The following is a 14,993-nucleotide window of genomic DNA, read 5'->3' on the forward strand; positions in this document are numbered from 1 at the left end:
CGGTTAGCTGGCGGCTTGTGCCGTCTTTGCCGCTTCGATCTCCGCCGCTTTGCGTTCGATCAACTCGGCCAGATGCTCGATGATATCCGGGTCTTTGAAGCGGTGATGCGGCACCCCGGCCAGATAGACCTGATGGGTGCCGGAACCGCCGCCGGTGAAGCCGATATCGGTTTCCCGCGCTTCGCCGGGGCCGTTGACGACGCAGCCGATCACCGAAACGCTCATCGGTGTGGTGATATGGGCGACGCGCGCTTCCAGCGCCGCCACCGTCTCGATAACGTTGAACTGCTGCCGGGCGCAGGACGGGCAGGAAATGATATTGACGCCCCGGTGCCGCAGGTTGAGCGACTTCAGCATCTCGAAGCCGACCTTCACCTCTTCCTCCGGCTCCGCCGACAGCGAGACGCGGATGGTATCGCCGATGCCGGACCACAGGAGCATTCCCATCCCGATGGAGGATTTGACCGTCCCGGCGCGCAAGCCCCCCGCCTCGGTCACGCCGACGTGCAGCGGGTAATCGCAAGCTTCCGCCAGCGCCTGATAGGCAGCGACGGCCAGGAACACGTCCGACGCTTTGACGCTGATTTTGAAGTTGGTGAAGTCATTGTCTTCCAGAATGCGGGCGTGGTTCAGCGCGCTTTCCACCATCGCTTCCGGGCAGGGCTCGCCATAGCGCTCCAGCAGGTCTTTTTCGAGACTGCCAGCGTTCACGCCAATCCGCATCGAACAGCCGTGATCCTTGGCGGCGCGAATCACCTCGCGCACTTTCTCCTCGCTGCCGATATTGCCGGGGTTGATGCGCAGGCAAGCGGCCCCGGCTTCGGCGGCTTCGATGGCGCGCTTATAGTGAAAGTGAATATCGGCAACGATGGGGATGCGCGCCGCTGTCACAATCTCTTTCAGCGCAGCGGTCGATTCCACATCGGGGCAGGAGACGCGGACGATATCGGCGCCAGCTTCCTCCACCCGGCGGATCTGGGCGATTGTCGCGGCGGCGTCTGCCGTCAGCGTATTGGTCATCGTCTGCACGGAAATTGGCGCGTCGCCGCCGACGGCGACCGATCCGACCATGACCGTGCGGGACTTGCGGCGGTGAATGTCGCGATAGGGGCGGTGGCTCATGATCGTCTCGTTTCAGAAAGCAGATGGGCGACAGATAGTCCTGCCGCCCGCCAAGGTCCAGATCGGATGCCGGAATTCAGCTATTCCAGCGTGCCTTGCTTTAACCGTTCCGGGTCGAGCGGAACGGCGCGGCGCACCATGCCGATGGGGCCGAGGGCGGGGGCGGGCGCGCCGTCTACGGTCACTTCCAACGCCCCGGCATTGCCGGTCATCAGCGTCAGGCCGGGACGGTTCGGCACGCGGTACTGATCGCCCGCGCGCAACACCCGGGTCATGACCGCTTGATTGTCGCCATCGCGCACCTGCACCCAGCTTTCGCCCTTCGAGCGGATGATCACCCGAACGGGATCATTAACGGCGCCGAACACGCGGCCATCGGCGGGCGGGGCGGCCACGGGTGGTGGGGCAGGCGGCGCGGCAATCGGGCCGCTGGCGGCGGGCTTCGTATCTTCGGGCGGCGGCGGCGGCTGATCTTCCGGCGCCGCGGCAACGGGCGGGGGCGGGATTGGCGCCAGATGCCGAACGGGTTCCGCCGGGGCCGGGAGGGGCGGTTGCGGCGGCACGGGGGGCGCTGGAACGGCGGCGGCAACCTGCGGCGCAGGGGCGGCGGTCACGGTCGGCGGCATGGTAATCGTGCTTCCGGCAGCCGGGGCCGGGCTGCCCGCGACGGGCGGCGGCAGAATTTGGGCGCTCGTTGCCGTCTGCGGTGGGGTCGGGGCCTCGGGGGCCGGGCTGCCTTGGACCAGGCTTCTCAGCCGCTCCGGGACTTCCGGCACGCTGGAGAGCAGGTTTTGCGCTTCGGTGCGCCAGAAGAACCAGACCCCGGCAATCAGCGCGGCGACGATCAGGGCGATCAGCAGCGGCCCGATGCCCGGCACCCGACCGCGCGGCGCGGGGGAGGGGAAGGTCAGCGTCGTGCGCGGTCCCTGGCCCCCGGTCGTTTCGGCTTTGAAACGCTGGACGAGATCGGCCCCGTTGAGGCCCAGGTAATCGGCGTAGGTCCGCACAAAGCCGATGGCATAGGCGGTGCCGGGAAGCTGGTCATACTGGCCGGTTTCCAGCCCGTGCAAATAGGCAGCCTTAATGCGCAGCGCGGCGGCGGCTTCGTCCAGGCTAACGCCGTGCGCTTCGCGGGCGACGCGCAGGGCCTGACCTAGCGAGCTATGGCTTTCGCCCGCGTGGGGCGCGGGGGAGGAAGATTGGGGCGACACGATGGTACCGTAGTCCTGTTCAGCGACTTATGCACCGCCGACTGTATCAGCAGCAGGCGCGGCGGGGGAGAATTTAACACGTGCTGTTAACGCTGTTCAGGCGGATTGAGTCCAATCTGCCACAGCGGGGTTGGGTTAAAGGGCGACGCCGCGATCCCGGGCGTAGCTGCGCAGGACCGTGCGTAACGTTTCGACTGGCCGATGCATGGTCTGATCGAGCAAGGGGCGGAACTGCCGCACGTCGAGCGAGCGGGTCATCATCTTCACGGGACCGATCGACCCGGCGCTCATCGACAGAGCGCGGAAGCCAAGACCGATCAGTGCCATCGCTTCCAGCGGCCGCCCGGCCATCTCGCCGCATAGAGTGAGCGGAACCGACGCACTCCGCGCTTTGCGCACCAGATCGTCAAAGAAGGCCAATGCCCCCGGCGCCAGCGTGTCGTAGCGGTCCGACAGGCGCGGGCTGCCGCGATCCCAGGCGAACAGGAACTGCATCATATCGTTGGAGCCAACCGATAGGAAATCGACCCGGGCCAAGAGTTGCGGCATCTGCCACATCAGGCTTGGTACTTCCAGCATGGCGCCAACCTTCACCCGGTCGGGCAAAGGCTCGCCGCGATCTTCCGCACGGGTCAACTCTTGGTCCAGCAGGGCGCGGGCGGCGCGAAATTCGGCGATGGTCGCGATCATCGGGAACATCACCCGCAATTCGCGCCCCGCCGCCGCCAGAATCATCGCGCGGAGCTGCTGGCGCAGCATCAGCGGGCGATCAAGACCGATGCGGATGGCGCGCCAGCCCATCGCCGGGTTCTCGTCCTCGCCCGCGTCGAAATAGGGCAGCGTTTTATCGCCGCCGATATCGAGCGTGCGGAAGGTGACGGGGCGCCCATCGGCAGCGTCGAGGATTTTCTTATAAAGCTCGGTCTGCGTCGCGACATCCGGATAGGAGGAGCGGACCATAAAGGGGATTTCGGTGCGATAGAGGCCGATGCCATCCGCCCCGGTCTCGTCGAGATGCTGCAAATCGATCAGCAGCCCGGCATTCAGCAGCAGGCTGACCTGCTGACCGTCATGGGTCATTGACGGCATATGCCGAATGGCGGCGTAGCGCTGGCGCAGGTCGGCCTTGACCTGCATCGAATGGCGCACGGCATCCAGAACATCCTGCCCCGGTCGCAGGAAAACCTGACCATTGTCGCCATCGACGACGACTTGATCGCCGGTTTCCACCCGGTCGAGCACTTCCGTAACGCGCCCCAGCACGGGAATATCGAGCGCGCGGGCGACGATCGCGACGTGGGAGGTGGCGGAGCCTTCTTCCAGCACCAGCCCCTTCAGCTTCGTGCGGTCATAGTCCAGCAGTTCCGCCGGTCCCATCGCGCGGGCAAAGACGATGGCATCGGCGGGCATTTCGGATGAGTCGAACACCGCCCCAGAGAGATGCGTCAGCAGCCGCGCGGTCAGGTCTTCAAGATCCAGTAGCCGTTCGCGCAAATAAGGGTCCGTCACTTCGCGCATGCGGGCGCGCATATCGTTCTGGACCTTCTGGACCGCCGCTTCTGCCGTTAGCCCGCTGTTGATCGCCTCGCGGATACGGGCCAGCCAGCCTCGATCCTGGGCGAACATGCGGTAGCTTTCCATCACGTCTTGCAGTTCGCCGCTGATGTCGGTCGTCGTCATTAGCGTATCGAGCTGGCTGTGCATGGCCGCAACGGCGGTTTTCAGCCGCTCCAGTTCCTCCGCCGGGTTTTCTGCGACCATCTGGCGGATGGTGACGCGCGGGGCGTGCAATAGGGCGGTGCCGATGGCAAGGCCCGCATTCAACCGCAACCCATCCAGGCGGCGCGGCACAATGGCGGTAGCATCGGCCAGGATCGGTTCGGACGGGTTAATGAGATCGCCGGAGGCAATGAGTTCCGCCAGAACCATCGCCACGGTTTCCAGCGTCTCCAGCTCTTCATCGGTATAAAGCCGCTGGGCCTTGTTCTGGACGGCCAGCACCCCGGCGACGCGGCCGCCGCGCATGATCGGCACGCCCATCAGCGAGCGGAACAGGTCTTCGCCGGTTTCGGGCCGGTAGGAGAAGTTGGGATGCGCCCAAGCATCCGACGCGGCAATCGCGCGGGCATGGGCGGCAATATCGCCGATCAGCCCTTCGCCGACCCGCATGCGGGTGTTATGCACTGCCTCGGGGTTCAAGCCTTCGGTGGCAAAAAGCTCCAGCACTTCGCCCGCGCGCATGACGTAGACCGAGCAAACTTCGGCCACCATGTCGGAAGCGATCAGGCGGACGGTTTGGTTCAGCCGCTCTTCCGCCGTCGTGCCAGCGGCCATCAGATCGCGCAGGCGCCGCAACAGGCGGCGCGCCCCACTCCAGCCAGCGGATGGGGGCGTCTGCATGGCTTAGCCTCCCACCGCGCGGCGCTGGGACCGGGCGGCTAAGGCCGCGTCGGCTTGCGCGATCAGATCGGCGATGATTGTCGCGGTCGGCTGTTCCTGCGTAACGAAACCAACGCTTTGCCCGGCCATCAGCGACCCGGTTTCGATATCGCCGTCCACCACGGCCCGGCGCAAAGCCCCGGCCCAGAAATGTTCAATGTCGAGCTGGGCTTGCTTCTGGTCGAGCCGCCCGGCATCGACCTCGGCGATCACTTGCCGCTGCCGCTCTTGGAAGGCCCGCGTGGCGTGATTGACGATGGCGCGCACGGGGATCACCGGAAAGCGCGGATCGACCTGCACCGATGGCTGCGCGTCACGCGCGGCGGCGCGCAGAAAGGCTTTTTTGAAGTTGGGATGGGCAACGCTTTCCGTTGCGCAAACAAAACGGGTGCCAAGCTGCACCCCTGCCGCGCCCATCTCGAGGTAGGCCAGCATCGATTCGCCGCGCCCGATGCCGCCCGCGACAAAGACCGGCACATCGGTAATGAAGGGCAAAATCTCCTGCGCTAGCACCGAGGTCGAGACGGCGCCGATATGGCCCCCGGCCTCCGACCCTTCGATGATCAGCGCATCGACCCCCTGCCGCACCAGCTTGCGCCCCAGCGGCTGCGTGGGGGAAAAGGCCATAACCTTGGCCCCGCCCGCCTTGATTTGGCGAATCACATCGGCGGGCGGAATCCCCCCCGCCAGCACGATATGCGACACTTTCTCGTCTAAGCACACATCGGCCAAGGCCGATAGTTGCGGATGCATAACGATTAGATTAACGCCGAAGGGCTGGCCGGTCCGCGCCCGGGTTGCCCGGATTTCGGCGCGCAGAACCTCCGGCGGCATCGAACCGGAGGCAAGAACCCCAAAGCCCCCTGCTTCCGAAATCGCGGCGACCAGGGTGCGTTCCGACACCCAGGTCATTGCCCCGCCCAAAATGGCAAACGGCGTGCCCAGGAATGCACAGCCCCGTTCCCACAGCGCCGCAAGCGCTGGGGAGGGGAGGCTTAGCGAAGGGGCACGACCGTCCTGCATTCCGTCAACCGTAGCTTGTTACGCAGCCGCATCAAGCCCGAAAGCGGTATGCAGCGCCCGTAGCGCGAGTTCGGTATATTCTTCGGAAATCAGCACCGACACTTTGATTTCCGAGGTGCTGATGACCTGGATGTTGATATTTTTGGTCGCCAGGGTTTCGAACATCTTCAGCGCCACGCCAGCATGGCTGCGCATGCCGACGCCGACCACCGATACTTTTGCCACGGCGGGATCGGGAATGAGTTCGGAATATTGAATGGCTTCCTTTGCATCGCGCAGCACTTGCAGCGCGCGCTCCAGATCGGTGCGGCCGATGGTGAAGGTCAGATCGGTGGTTTTGCCGTCCGCCGAGACGTTCTGGACGATCATATCGACGTTCACCGCCGCATCCGCCAGCGGGCCGAAAATCGCCGCCGCGACGCCCGGACGGTCCGCAACCTTGGCCAGAGTGATCTTCGCTTCGTCCCGGCTATAGGCAATACCGCTGACCAGATGCTGTTCCACGATCTCGTCCTCATCTACAACAAGGGTTCCGGGCAGGTCGGCGAAGCTCGACAGAACTTGCACGCGCACCCGATGTTTCATCGCCATTTCGACCGAGCGCGGCTGGAGCACCTTCGCCCCCAGCGACGCCATTTCGAACATTTCTTCGTAGCTGATCTTATCCAGCTTCCGCGCCTTCGTCACGATCCGGGGATCGGTCGTATAGACACCGTCCACATCCGTATAAATGTCGCAGCGGTCGGCCTTCACGGCGGCGGCAATCGCGACCGCCGAGGTATCGGACCCGCCGCGCCCGAGCGTCGTGATGCGCCCATCCTCGGTTACGCCCTGGAAGCCGGCGATTACGGCCACTTCGCCCCGGTCGAAGGCGGCATTCAGATTATCGCCCGGAATATCGGTGATGCGCGCTTTGCCGTGGGTATCGTCGGTATGAATGGGAATCTGCCACCCCAGCCAGGAGCGGGCGGGCACGCCGATTTCTTGCAAGGCCAGCGCGGTTAGACCGGCGGTCACTTGTTCGCCAGACGCAACAACGGCGTCATATTCCTTCGTATCGTGCAGTTTGGCGATGCCATTGACCCAGGCAACGAGCTGGTTGGTTGTGCCTGCCATCGCCGACACGACGACGGCAACCTGATTGCCAGCCTCGACCTCGCGCTTCACGCGCTGGGCCACATTGCGGATACGATCGAGATCGGCCACCGACGTGCCGCCGAACTTCATGACGATACGGGCCATCGCCGCCTGTTTCCTTTCTTCTTGAGGGCTGCCGACCCCGCTGCCGAAACCGGGCGGCGGGGTTGCCAGCGCCAGGGCGGCTATACATACTCTGGGACGGGAGCGAGGCCAAGCGCTGTCCCCCCATCGTCAAGAGGAATTTTAGGATGAACCCCGCCCGCCCCTCTGGCCCCAGTGCCGCCTCGAGTGTCGATCCGCAGGAGGTGGCGCAGTTCGCCGCTTTGGCGGAGAGCTGGTGGGACACCGATGGGCCGATGCGCCCCCTGCACGCCTTAAACCCGGTCCGCGTCGGCTATATCCGTACACAATTTCTCGCTCATTTCGGTGTAGAAACGAATAGTTTGCGCCCGTTTGCGGGGCGCCAGATGCTGGATATCGGCTGTGGCGGCGGGTTGGTTGCGGAACCTTTGGCGCGGCTCGGCGGCACCGTGACCGCGATTGATGCGGCCGCGCCGAGCATCGCGGTGGCGCGTACCCATGCGGCGGCGGCAGGGCTGAGCATCGATTACCGCGCGACCACGGCGGAAGACCTGCTGGCCGAAGGGCATCAATTCGATATCGTAACAGCGCTTGAAATTGTGGAGCATGTGGCCGACCCGGCGGCTTTCCTTGCCACCTGCGCAGGGCTGGTCGCGCCGGGGGGGCTGCTGATCCTCTCCACCCTCAACCGCACGCCGCAGGCCTTTGGCCTTGCCATCCTGGGGGCGGAATATCTGCTGCGGATGCTGCCGCGCGGCACCCATTCCTGGCGCAAGTTCCGTAAACCCTCGGAACTGGCGGCGCCGCTGCGCGCATCGGGCTTGACCGTTACCGATGTTGCTGGGGTTGCCTACCGCCCGCTCACCGGCGATTGGGCGCTGACCCCCTCGCTCGCCGTTAATTATATGCTGACCGCTACCCGCCCGGCGCGGGCGTAATCCAGGCACGATCATACTAGGACACTCACCATGCCCCGTTTCGAGATCGCCGTTTATAATGCCGAAGTTGCCGAAGCCGTGAATCGCGGCGAGCGGCATAAGCGCTATGACGATGGGTGGGCGGAAACCCGCTATGTCGAAATCAACGCCCCCAGCGTGAACGAAGCCCATCTGCGCGCTGCCGCAAAATTTCCAACCAGCGCCGGGTTCATCGTTCAAAGCATTACGCCGCTGGAATAGAGCGCGATTAGGCGATTCCCAACAGCCGATCCAGCACAGGCCCCAGCCGGTCGCGATAATGGCCCCAGGTGAACCCCAGGGCACGGACGCGGGCGGCGCGCCCTAGGGCGCCGCGCAGGTCGGCGTCTTGCTTTAGTGCTAGGATCGCCTCGGCAATCGCCTCGACCGAGCGGATCGGGACGATCTTGCCTTCGATCCCGTCGCGGACCATCGAACCGGAATTGACCGTGGTGATGACCGGCAAGCCCGTTGCCATGCCTTCGAAAATCGCCAGGGCCGAGCCTTCGTGCAGGCTGGGGTAGACGAACACGTCCGCCGACTGGAACAGCCGTTCAACTTCGTGATGCGGTACATTGCGGACGTGGCGGAACCAGCTCTCATAGGGCTTCAGCCCGCGCCCTTCGCCGACGAGACCGCCGACGAGCACGAGTTCGATGGAGCGGTCGCCGATCTGCTTCACCGCCTCCAGCACATACTTCAGCCCTTTGCGCTGGCTGATCTGGCCGACGTAAATCAGCCGGAAGATGCCATCGGTGCGCGGGGTGTCGGCGGGTTTGAAACGGTCCACCCGCACGCCGAAGGGCTGCAGGTGAATGCGCTCTGGCGCGACTCCGACCTCGATCAGCGTCTGGGTTACATAATCCGACGGCGAGAGGATCGCGTCGGCCAGCCGCGCTTCGGCCAGACATTGCTCGATTTCGGCCTGCGGGGCGCCTGCGTGCAGCGAGTCGGCCCAATCGGGATGGAGGGCGGCTTCTTCCTTCAAAATCCGGTCGCCGACCGCGAGGTGGCCGATCATCTGATTGAGCACCGTCACGGTGCCGACCTGCCGCGCCGCTTCGAAGCTGCGCAAGGCAGACGTATCGTGCCCGATAAAGAGGCGCGGTTTTTCCCGGCGGATGCGATTGGCAATCGCTTCGTCGATGCAGCCATTGCGCCACGCCATCACCGCCTTCGGTACGGCGGGCCGATGGTTGGCGAGGCGCGCGGCGGCGACATAGGCGAGTTCGGGGAAGGCGTGGGTCAGCACGCGGGCTGGGTCGATGCCCTGGAAGCTGCGGCGCTTCAACTCCCGCTCGATCTTGCTGCGGTAGCTGTCCGGGACCACGGCCAGCAGTTTGCCCCAAAACCCCTGGGGATCGTAGTAGAAGCCGGTTTCGAAGCGGGAATTAAACCCCAGGCCTTCAACCGCCGCGACGAGTTCGTAAATGAAATGGGCCGCGCCGGGATGGCCGATCAACACCGATTGCTGGTCGCGCATGCGGATCACCGATTATGCTGGCGGCGCGCCCAAGCCGCTGCCGTGCGCACGATAGTTTCGATATCAGAATGTTTGGCTTCCCAGCCCAACACGTCGCGCGCTTTCTCCGCCAAGGCCACTAGGCTTGGCGGGTCGCCGGGACGGCGGGGGGAAACCTGATGCGGCACGGGGCTGCCGAGCACCCGTTCCACCGCCGTCAGAATCTCCCGAATCGAAAAGCCCGACCCGGTTCCAAGGTTAATCGCCGTCGTCGCGCCGCCGTTTTCCAGATAGGTCAGCGCCCGCAGATGGGCATCGGCAAGATCGGTCACATGGATATAGTCGCGGATGCAGGTGCCGTCCGGCGTCGGGTAATCCGTGCCGAAAACCTGCAACTGCGGGCCTAGGCCCAGGGCGGCATTGATCGCCAGCGGCAGCAAATGGGTTTCCGGGTCGTGGTTTTCGCCAATCTCGCCGTCAGGATCGGTGCCGCAGGCGTTGAAATAGCGCAGCGCAACCGAGCGCAGCGGCGAGACCGCACCAATATCCTGCAACATCTGCTCCACCATCCGCTTCGACCGCCCATAGGGGTTGATCGGCTGTTGCGGCGTGTCCTCGTCGATCGGCAGGGTCTTCGGCACGCCATAGGTGGCGCAGGTGGAGGAAAACACCAGCTTATCGATCCCCGCCGCCAGGGCGGCTTCGATCAGGCTCAAGGCGCCAGCGGTATTGTTGCGATAATATAGCACCGGATCGGCCATGCTTTCGCCGACATAGGCGACGGCGGCGAAATGCAGAATGGCGATAGGCTTATGCTCGGCCAAAGCCGCGTCGAGCGTCGCCCGGTCGGCGATATCGCCCACCACCAGCGGCCCATAGCGCACGGCATCGCGGAAGCCGCGCGACAGATTATCGTAGCTGATCGGCAGATAGCCCGCTTGGGCCAGCGCCTTGCACGTATGGCTGCCGATATACCCGGCACCGCCCGTCACCAGAACCGGGATGCTCACGGGCGAATCTCCACGCCGGTGGTTTCGCGCAGGGCGCGGCACAGGCCGTCGAGATCCTGATCGAAGCTCCACTGATTGATGCGGTCGAGGCTGGCCTGCCCCATCGCCGCCAGCCGTTCAGGATCAACCAGACAGTCGCGCAGGGCCGCCGTCAGCGCGGTATCATTGCCGAAGGGGTAGATATGGCCGTTGAGGCCCGGCACTACCAAATCGGGTGCCGCGCCGATCCGGTCGGAACAGACGATGGCGCGCCCGGCGTTCATCGCCTCGTTCACCACCAACCCCCAGGCTTCCCGTTCCGAGGGCAGAACGAAAATATCGCAGAGATCATAGAGGGCGGCGAGATCGGCCTGCCCCTTGAAGCCCAGGACTTTTACCGATTCGCCGAGACCCGAGAGCGCGATGGTCTTTTCCAGCGCGCCGCGCTGCGGCCCATCGCCCGCGTACAGCAGATAGGGTTTGCGCGCGTCATCGTCATGCACCAGTTCGGCGAAAGCCCCCAGCAGCGGCAGCGGCTGCTTGCGGTCGATCAGTTTCGCGGCGAACAGAATGATCGGGCGGCCCGGCTCTAACCCCAAGCTCGCGCGCAGTACCTCGCGCTGCGGGGAGAGGGCAGCGATTTTGCTTTGGAAATAGGCGTTATCCACCGCATAGGGCACGGGGATCAGCTTATGCGGCGCAATGCCGAAACCGCGATAATAGGCGGCATTCAGGTCGCCAATTGTCAGCCAGCGATCCACCACCTTATCGATGCTGGTGAAGAAAACCTGCTTCACGATCTGCTTGACCGCCGACCGTTCCGCCGAAATTTCGGTGGATTCGTCGCGCATCAGCACTTTGATGCCCAGCATCTTGGCCGTTGCCGCCGCGACCCAGTGCGAGGCGCGGTTATAGCCATGAATCCACAGGGCGTCGAACTTTCCAGCCCGAAGTTTCTGGGCAAGCCCCTTGGAGAAAGGCCGCCAGACGGTGGGAATTTCATTGGCGGCCAGCGGCGCGCCCCATTGGTCCAGCACCTCATGGGCATAGCCGTCCAGCAACGGCACGTCCCACTGGATCGCCCGACCAAAGTCGGGATCGACGAAGGCGCGCGCCGAAAAATCCGACCCAAAGAACACTTTAAAGTCGAGCCCCGGCAGTGCCGCGACGCGGCGCAGCAACGGGGCTTGGTATTGGATCGGATGCGTAACGAAATAGGCGAGCTTTAGGCTCATAGCGACTCTCCCAGGCGGCGGGCCAGCGGATCGAGAATCATCTGATGCACGCGCTGGTTATACGCCTCTGCCGAGAAGGTTTCGAGTCCCTGCGGCGGTTCGCCCCGGCCTTGCGCCAGCGCGGTTTCGATCCCCCGGATCAAATCCGCCGGGTCTTTCGGGTTCACTACCGGGCCGAACTGCCCGTCCAGCACCGCTTCCGCACTGGCGTCGAGGTTGGAGGCGATAGCCGGAATCCCGCAGGCCAGCGCCTCGATAATCACAATCCCAAAGCCCTCGCCCCAACCCGCCAGCAGGAAGACATCGGCCAGCCGGTAGGTATCGACCTTCTCCTCCTCCGGCACATAGCCCGCGAAGACGACCTTATCGGCAATGCCAAGGTCGCGGGCCTTTTGCTCCAGCCGGGGGCGGTCGGTGCCTTCGCCGCAGATCAGATAGGCCAGATCGGGGTGGCGGGTCAGCAGATCGGGCATCGCCTCCATGACCTCATCGAAGCCCTTATAGCGTTCCCGCGCCTCAAGCCGCCCCATACCCATCAGCACGCGCTTATTGGCGAGGCCATAGCGGGTCAGCAGATCGGCACGCTTCGGGCCGGGGGTGAAGGCGGCAATATCGACCGCATTCGGCACCACCAGCCCTTTCGGCTCGGGCAGGCCGGTCCAGTCCAGAAACTTATCTTTGGTGAACTGGCTGACGGCCAAGAACCAATCGAGCCGCCCAATCTGCCGCCGCGTTTCCGCGCCGCCGACCGGCTGCCACGCCTCGACACCGTGCAGGATCAGGCCCATCGGCGCGCGCTTGCGCACCTCCAGCAACCGCATCAGCGGCAGGAGATTCACATGGCCGCAGATGACGAGATCGAACCAGCGCGGATCGGTCAGCGCCAGCAGTTCGCCCGCCAAAAAGGTCGCCTTACCGTGGCGCGTCCAGGTCCAATAGGTCAGTTTTTCCGGCAGCGGGCCGACCGGATCGACGATGACGCGCGGCAGGGCCACCACTTCCGTCACCGCCGGATGGGCACAGAGCGCGCCCAGCAGATCGCGGTTGAACTTGGCAATGCCGCCCCGACCGCCAAAGGCATCATGCAAAAACACCAGAACGCGCATGGCGCTGTCACCTGAAAGTCAGACCTAAGAACCGCTGTCTAGCACAGGCGCGCCAAGGCGGGGGTGAAAACTTGGTAAGGGTTAGGGGAGCTTCCCCGTGCGCCATATGGATGCCAACCACGGGCTGGGCGCTTCAAGCCCATCTCCGTTCTCAATAGCTTCCGCCAGGGCCTGGCGGGCTCCTAGCACACCCTGCTGAGCCGCCAGGTATAATCTCTGAAGGATCTGAGCTTCGTTTCTGTTGGCATTATTATTTCTTTCAAAAACTGCTATTTCAAAACCGGCCTCTACATCTCCATTGGCCAGAGATTTTTCGAGCCAATGCAGGCCTTCTTCTTGCATTATTTTATTTTCTTCCGAGACTAATTTTTTGCCCAGCAATAATTGGCTTTGCCTATGCCTTTTTTCGGCTGCCTCCCGCAATATCGCAAGCCCACTCTTGCCAGCGTCGAACACATCAGAATCTGAGATAAGGGAATACAGAGCATGTTTTGAGGGTAAGTCACCGGCCTCCGCTGAAAATTTCAGCTGATCGTATAATGTCAAACGTTCAGACAACGACATATCACCAGATTTAATTTTTATAAGAGCGAAAGGAGCATAGGCTTCCATGACACCTGCATTGACAGCTTTCTCCAAGAGTTTCATTTTTTGTTCAGGTGTTCTTTTTAATGTGCCTTTGGCCTCTGTCGGGAGAAGCGCTAAATATAGACCTGCTTTAGCTTCGCCGAGTTCGAGGGCGCGGGATAAGGCCATTTCTGCACATTGCGCTGCTGCTATATCGGTGTCCATTGTAAAAAAGCCAGTCATAGGGTTCAGTCCTGGCTCATAGTAATATTCAATCACTCCCTCTGAGGGATCCGCAGCGGCTCCCAGCCTAATCCTGTACTTCCCATCTTTTGCAGCAATTACGTTCGTGAAGCAGGCTTCTCCACTTTTAAGATAATACGTTTTTGCCTCCTCTAGCTCGCCTGAGTCATCTAAAATCTTTGCGATCAAATAATATTTAATTTTCTCGATTGGATTATCTTCATTTAAAATGCCTTGTTTTAGATGCTGGTGAGCCAGTTTTTTGTCTTCATCATTTTGTGGATGATATAATTTTTGTAAACCTCTTACCCAATGGGCATAATGGGCAAGCTGTTGTTTGTGTCTGTTGAAGTGGAATTCGAATTCATCTGGAGAGAATAACGGGCTATCTGCGTCAAGATGGCATGATATGCGAGCGGCTAAAAGTTGTTTGTCTTTCGTATCAATTGGTATTTCTCTCATATAGTGATGCAAGCTGAGGGGAAATTTTTTCCCGCAGTTATATATCTCAAACTGATGGGTTTCTATTTTGTTGAATTCTGAGAAGCCCTCTGATGGATAATTACTAAGATCACCTCCTGATAAGATGGTAAAAACAGATAAATCTATGTTATTGTAAATGACTGCGCTTGAGTGGTTATTTTTTTTTGCGTGGATAAATTTCTTTATAGAGTAGATGGTTCTTTCTTTTGGATCGTAATTATCCATAATATAATATATTTTTTCTTTATCGGCATCATCCCACGCGGGAAAATCGCGGAACAGCAATGATAGAAGTCCAAGTTGTGGATCGAAGTCATATTTTGTCAAATATTCTAGATATTGATACGTGATGTCAAGAGCGAGGCTTAGAGATTGAGGTACGCCACTCCCTTTAGCGAAATCAGATATAAGCCATTCAAGTGCTTGTGGGTTACCTACTTTGAGCGGAACCTCCAACAATCTTGTTTTCTCAAGATCGTTTTTCTCAACGCCATATCCAAATCGATAGGCTAATGACAGCGCCAAATGAGCTTGATGATTACCTTGCCGGATACCCTCACGGATTTTTGGTAGTGCTTTCGCAATTAGATCATTGAGTTTACCAGAAAGTCTGCCATCCTTTTTCTGGCCGTAAATACGTGCAAGAAATATTGTCGCTGGCGCATAGCCATTTTCAACAAGATTTTCTATTTCGGTAATCATCTTAATTCGATCATTTGCTGGATCACGGTACTTTCCCTGCAAGTTCATCCAAATCAGGTCAGTATCTGCCTCAGATTGTGCTTGAGATTCATGGTTGTAAGTTTGTATTGAAAATGGCAGCAGGAAAAAAAGAAATGGAATGGATTTATTTTTAAATACTTTGCTGATGACGTTTGTTCTTTTTGTGTTCTTTTTCATATTTTGAATGCTCCTTCATACTCTATCTACCGTTAG

12 protein-coding genes are annotated in these 14,993 nt (G+C 61.1%); 2 read left to right on the top strand and 10 right to left on the bottom strand.

The window, feature by feature from the left end:
• Window positions 1-3: 3 nt before the first annotated feature.
• From ispG to CHR90_RS13330, 5 genes are all read right to left on the bottom strand, one after another.
• Window positions 4-1,122: a flavodoxin-dependent (E)-4-hydroxy-3-methylbut-2-enyl-diphosphate synthase gene (gene ispG, locus CHR90_RS13310; protein WP_094409503.1), complete on the bottom strand. Its 1,119-nt coding sequence runs from the start codon at window positions 1,120-1,122 to the stop codon at window positions 4-6.
• Window positions 1,123-1,202: 80 nt separating this feature from the next.
• A complete protein-coding gene (locus tag CHR90_RS13315) occupies window positions 1,203-2,333 on the bottom strand; it encodes a helix-turn-helix domain-containing protein (protein ID WP_094409504.1) in 1,131 nt (376 codons plus the stop codon).
• Between the two features lie 135 nt (window positions 2,334-2,468).
• Window positions 2,469-4,733: a phosphoenolpyruvate--protein phosphotransferase gene (gene ptsP, locus CHR90_RS13320; protein ID WP_094409505.1), complete on the bottom strand. Its 2,265-nt coding sequence runs from the start codon at window positions 4,731-4,733 to the stop codon at window positions 2,469-2,471.
• 3 nt (window positions 4,734-4,736) lie between these two features.
• Window positions 4,737-5,795, bottom strand: a complete 1,059-nt coding sequence (locus CHR90_RS13325) for an NAD(P)H-dependent flavin oxidoreductase (RefSeq protein WP_094409506.1) — start codon at window positions 5,793-5,795, stop codon at window positions 4,737-4,739.
• Between the two features lie 18 nt (window positions 5,796-5,813).
• On the bottom strand, window positions 5,814-7,037 hold the full coding sequence (locus CHR90_RS13330) for an aspartate kinase (protein ID WP_094409507.1): 1,224 nt from the start codon (window positions 7,035-7,037) through the stop codon (window positions 5,814-5,816).
• Window positions 7,038-7,183: 146 nt separating this feature from the next.
• Between CHR90_RS13330 and ubiG the strand changes: the two genes are divergently transcribed.
• Together ubiG and CHR90_RS13340 are read left to right on the top strand one after the other, a co-directional pair.
• Complete coding sequence (ubiG, locus tag CHR90_RS13335; RefSeq protein ID WP_094409508.1) at window positions 7,184-7,954, top strand: bifunctional 2-polyprenyl-6-hydroxyphenol methylase/3-demethylubiquinol 3-O-methyltransferase UbiG; 771 nt, start codon at window positions 7,184-7,186, stop codon at window positions 7,952-7,954.
• A 30-nt stretch (window positions 7,955-7,984) separates the two neighbouring features.
• Window positions 7,985-8,194, top strand: a complete 210-nt coding sequence (locus tag CHR90_RS13340; RefSeq protein WP_094409509.1) for a hypothetical protein — start codon at window positions 7,985-7,987, stop codon at window positions 8,192-8,194.
• Between the two features lie 7 nt (window positions 8,195-8,201).
• Here CHR90_RS13340 and CHR90_RS13345 read toward each other — a convergent pair whose 3' ends face one another.
• The 5 genes from CHR90_RS13345 to CHR90_RS19270 all read right to left on the bottom strand — a co-directional run bounded on the left by CHR90_RS13345 (window position 8,202) and on the right by CHR90_RS19270 (window position 14,957).
• Complete coding sequence (locus CHR90_RS13345; RefSeq protein WP_094409510.1) at window positions 8,202-9,455, bottom strand: glycosyltransferase family 4 protein; 1,254 nt, start codon at window positions 9,453-9,455, stop codon at window positions 8,202-8,204.
• A gap of 5 nt (window positions 9,456-9,460) precedes the next feature.
• On the bottom strand, window positions 9,461-10,444 hold the full coding sequence (gene galE / locus CHR90_RS13350; protein ID WP_094409511.1) for a UDP-glucose 4-epimerase GalE: 984 nt from the start codon (window positions 10,442-10,444) through the stop codon (window positions 9,461-9,463).
• Window positions 10,441-11,658 (bottom strand): glycosyltransferase family 4 protein, encoded by a 1,218-nt coding sequence (locus tag CHR90_RS13355; RefSeq protein WP_094409512.1) that lies wholly within the window; start codon window positions 11,656-11,658, stop codon window positions 10,441-10,443. The genes galE and CHR90_RS13355 overlap by 4 nt, the downstream gene beginning before the upstream one ends.
• Window positions 11,655-12,764 carry a glycosyltransferase family 4 protein gene (locus tag CHR90_RS13360; RefSeq protein WP_094409513.1) on the bottom strand — a complete coding sequence of 370 codons (1,110 nt, stop codon included), beginning with the start codon at window positions 12,762-12,764 and terminating at the stop codon, window positions 11,655-11,657. The genes CHR90_RS13355 and CHR90_RS13360 overlap by 4 nt, the downstream gene beginning before the upstream one ends.
• An 81-nt stretch (window positions 12,765-12,845) precedes the next feature.
• Window positions 12,846-14,957 (bottom strand): SEL1-like repeat protein, encoded by a 2,112-nt coding sequence (locus tag CHR90_RS19270; protein ID WP_141210955.1) that lies wholly within the window; start codon window positions 14,955-14,957, stop codon window positions 12,846-12,848.
• Between the last annotated feature and the right edge of the window lie 36 nt (window positions 14,958-14,993).

The sequence above is a fragment of the Elstera cyanobacteriorum genome, assembly GCF_002251735.1.
GTDB lineage: Bacteria > Pseudomonadota > Alphaproteobacteria > Elsterales > Elsteraceae > Elstera > Elstera cyanobacteriorum.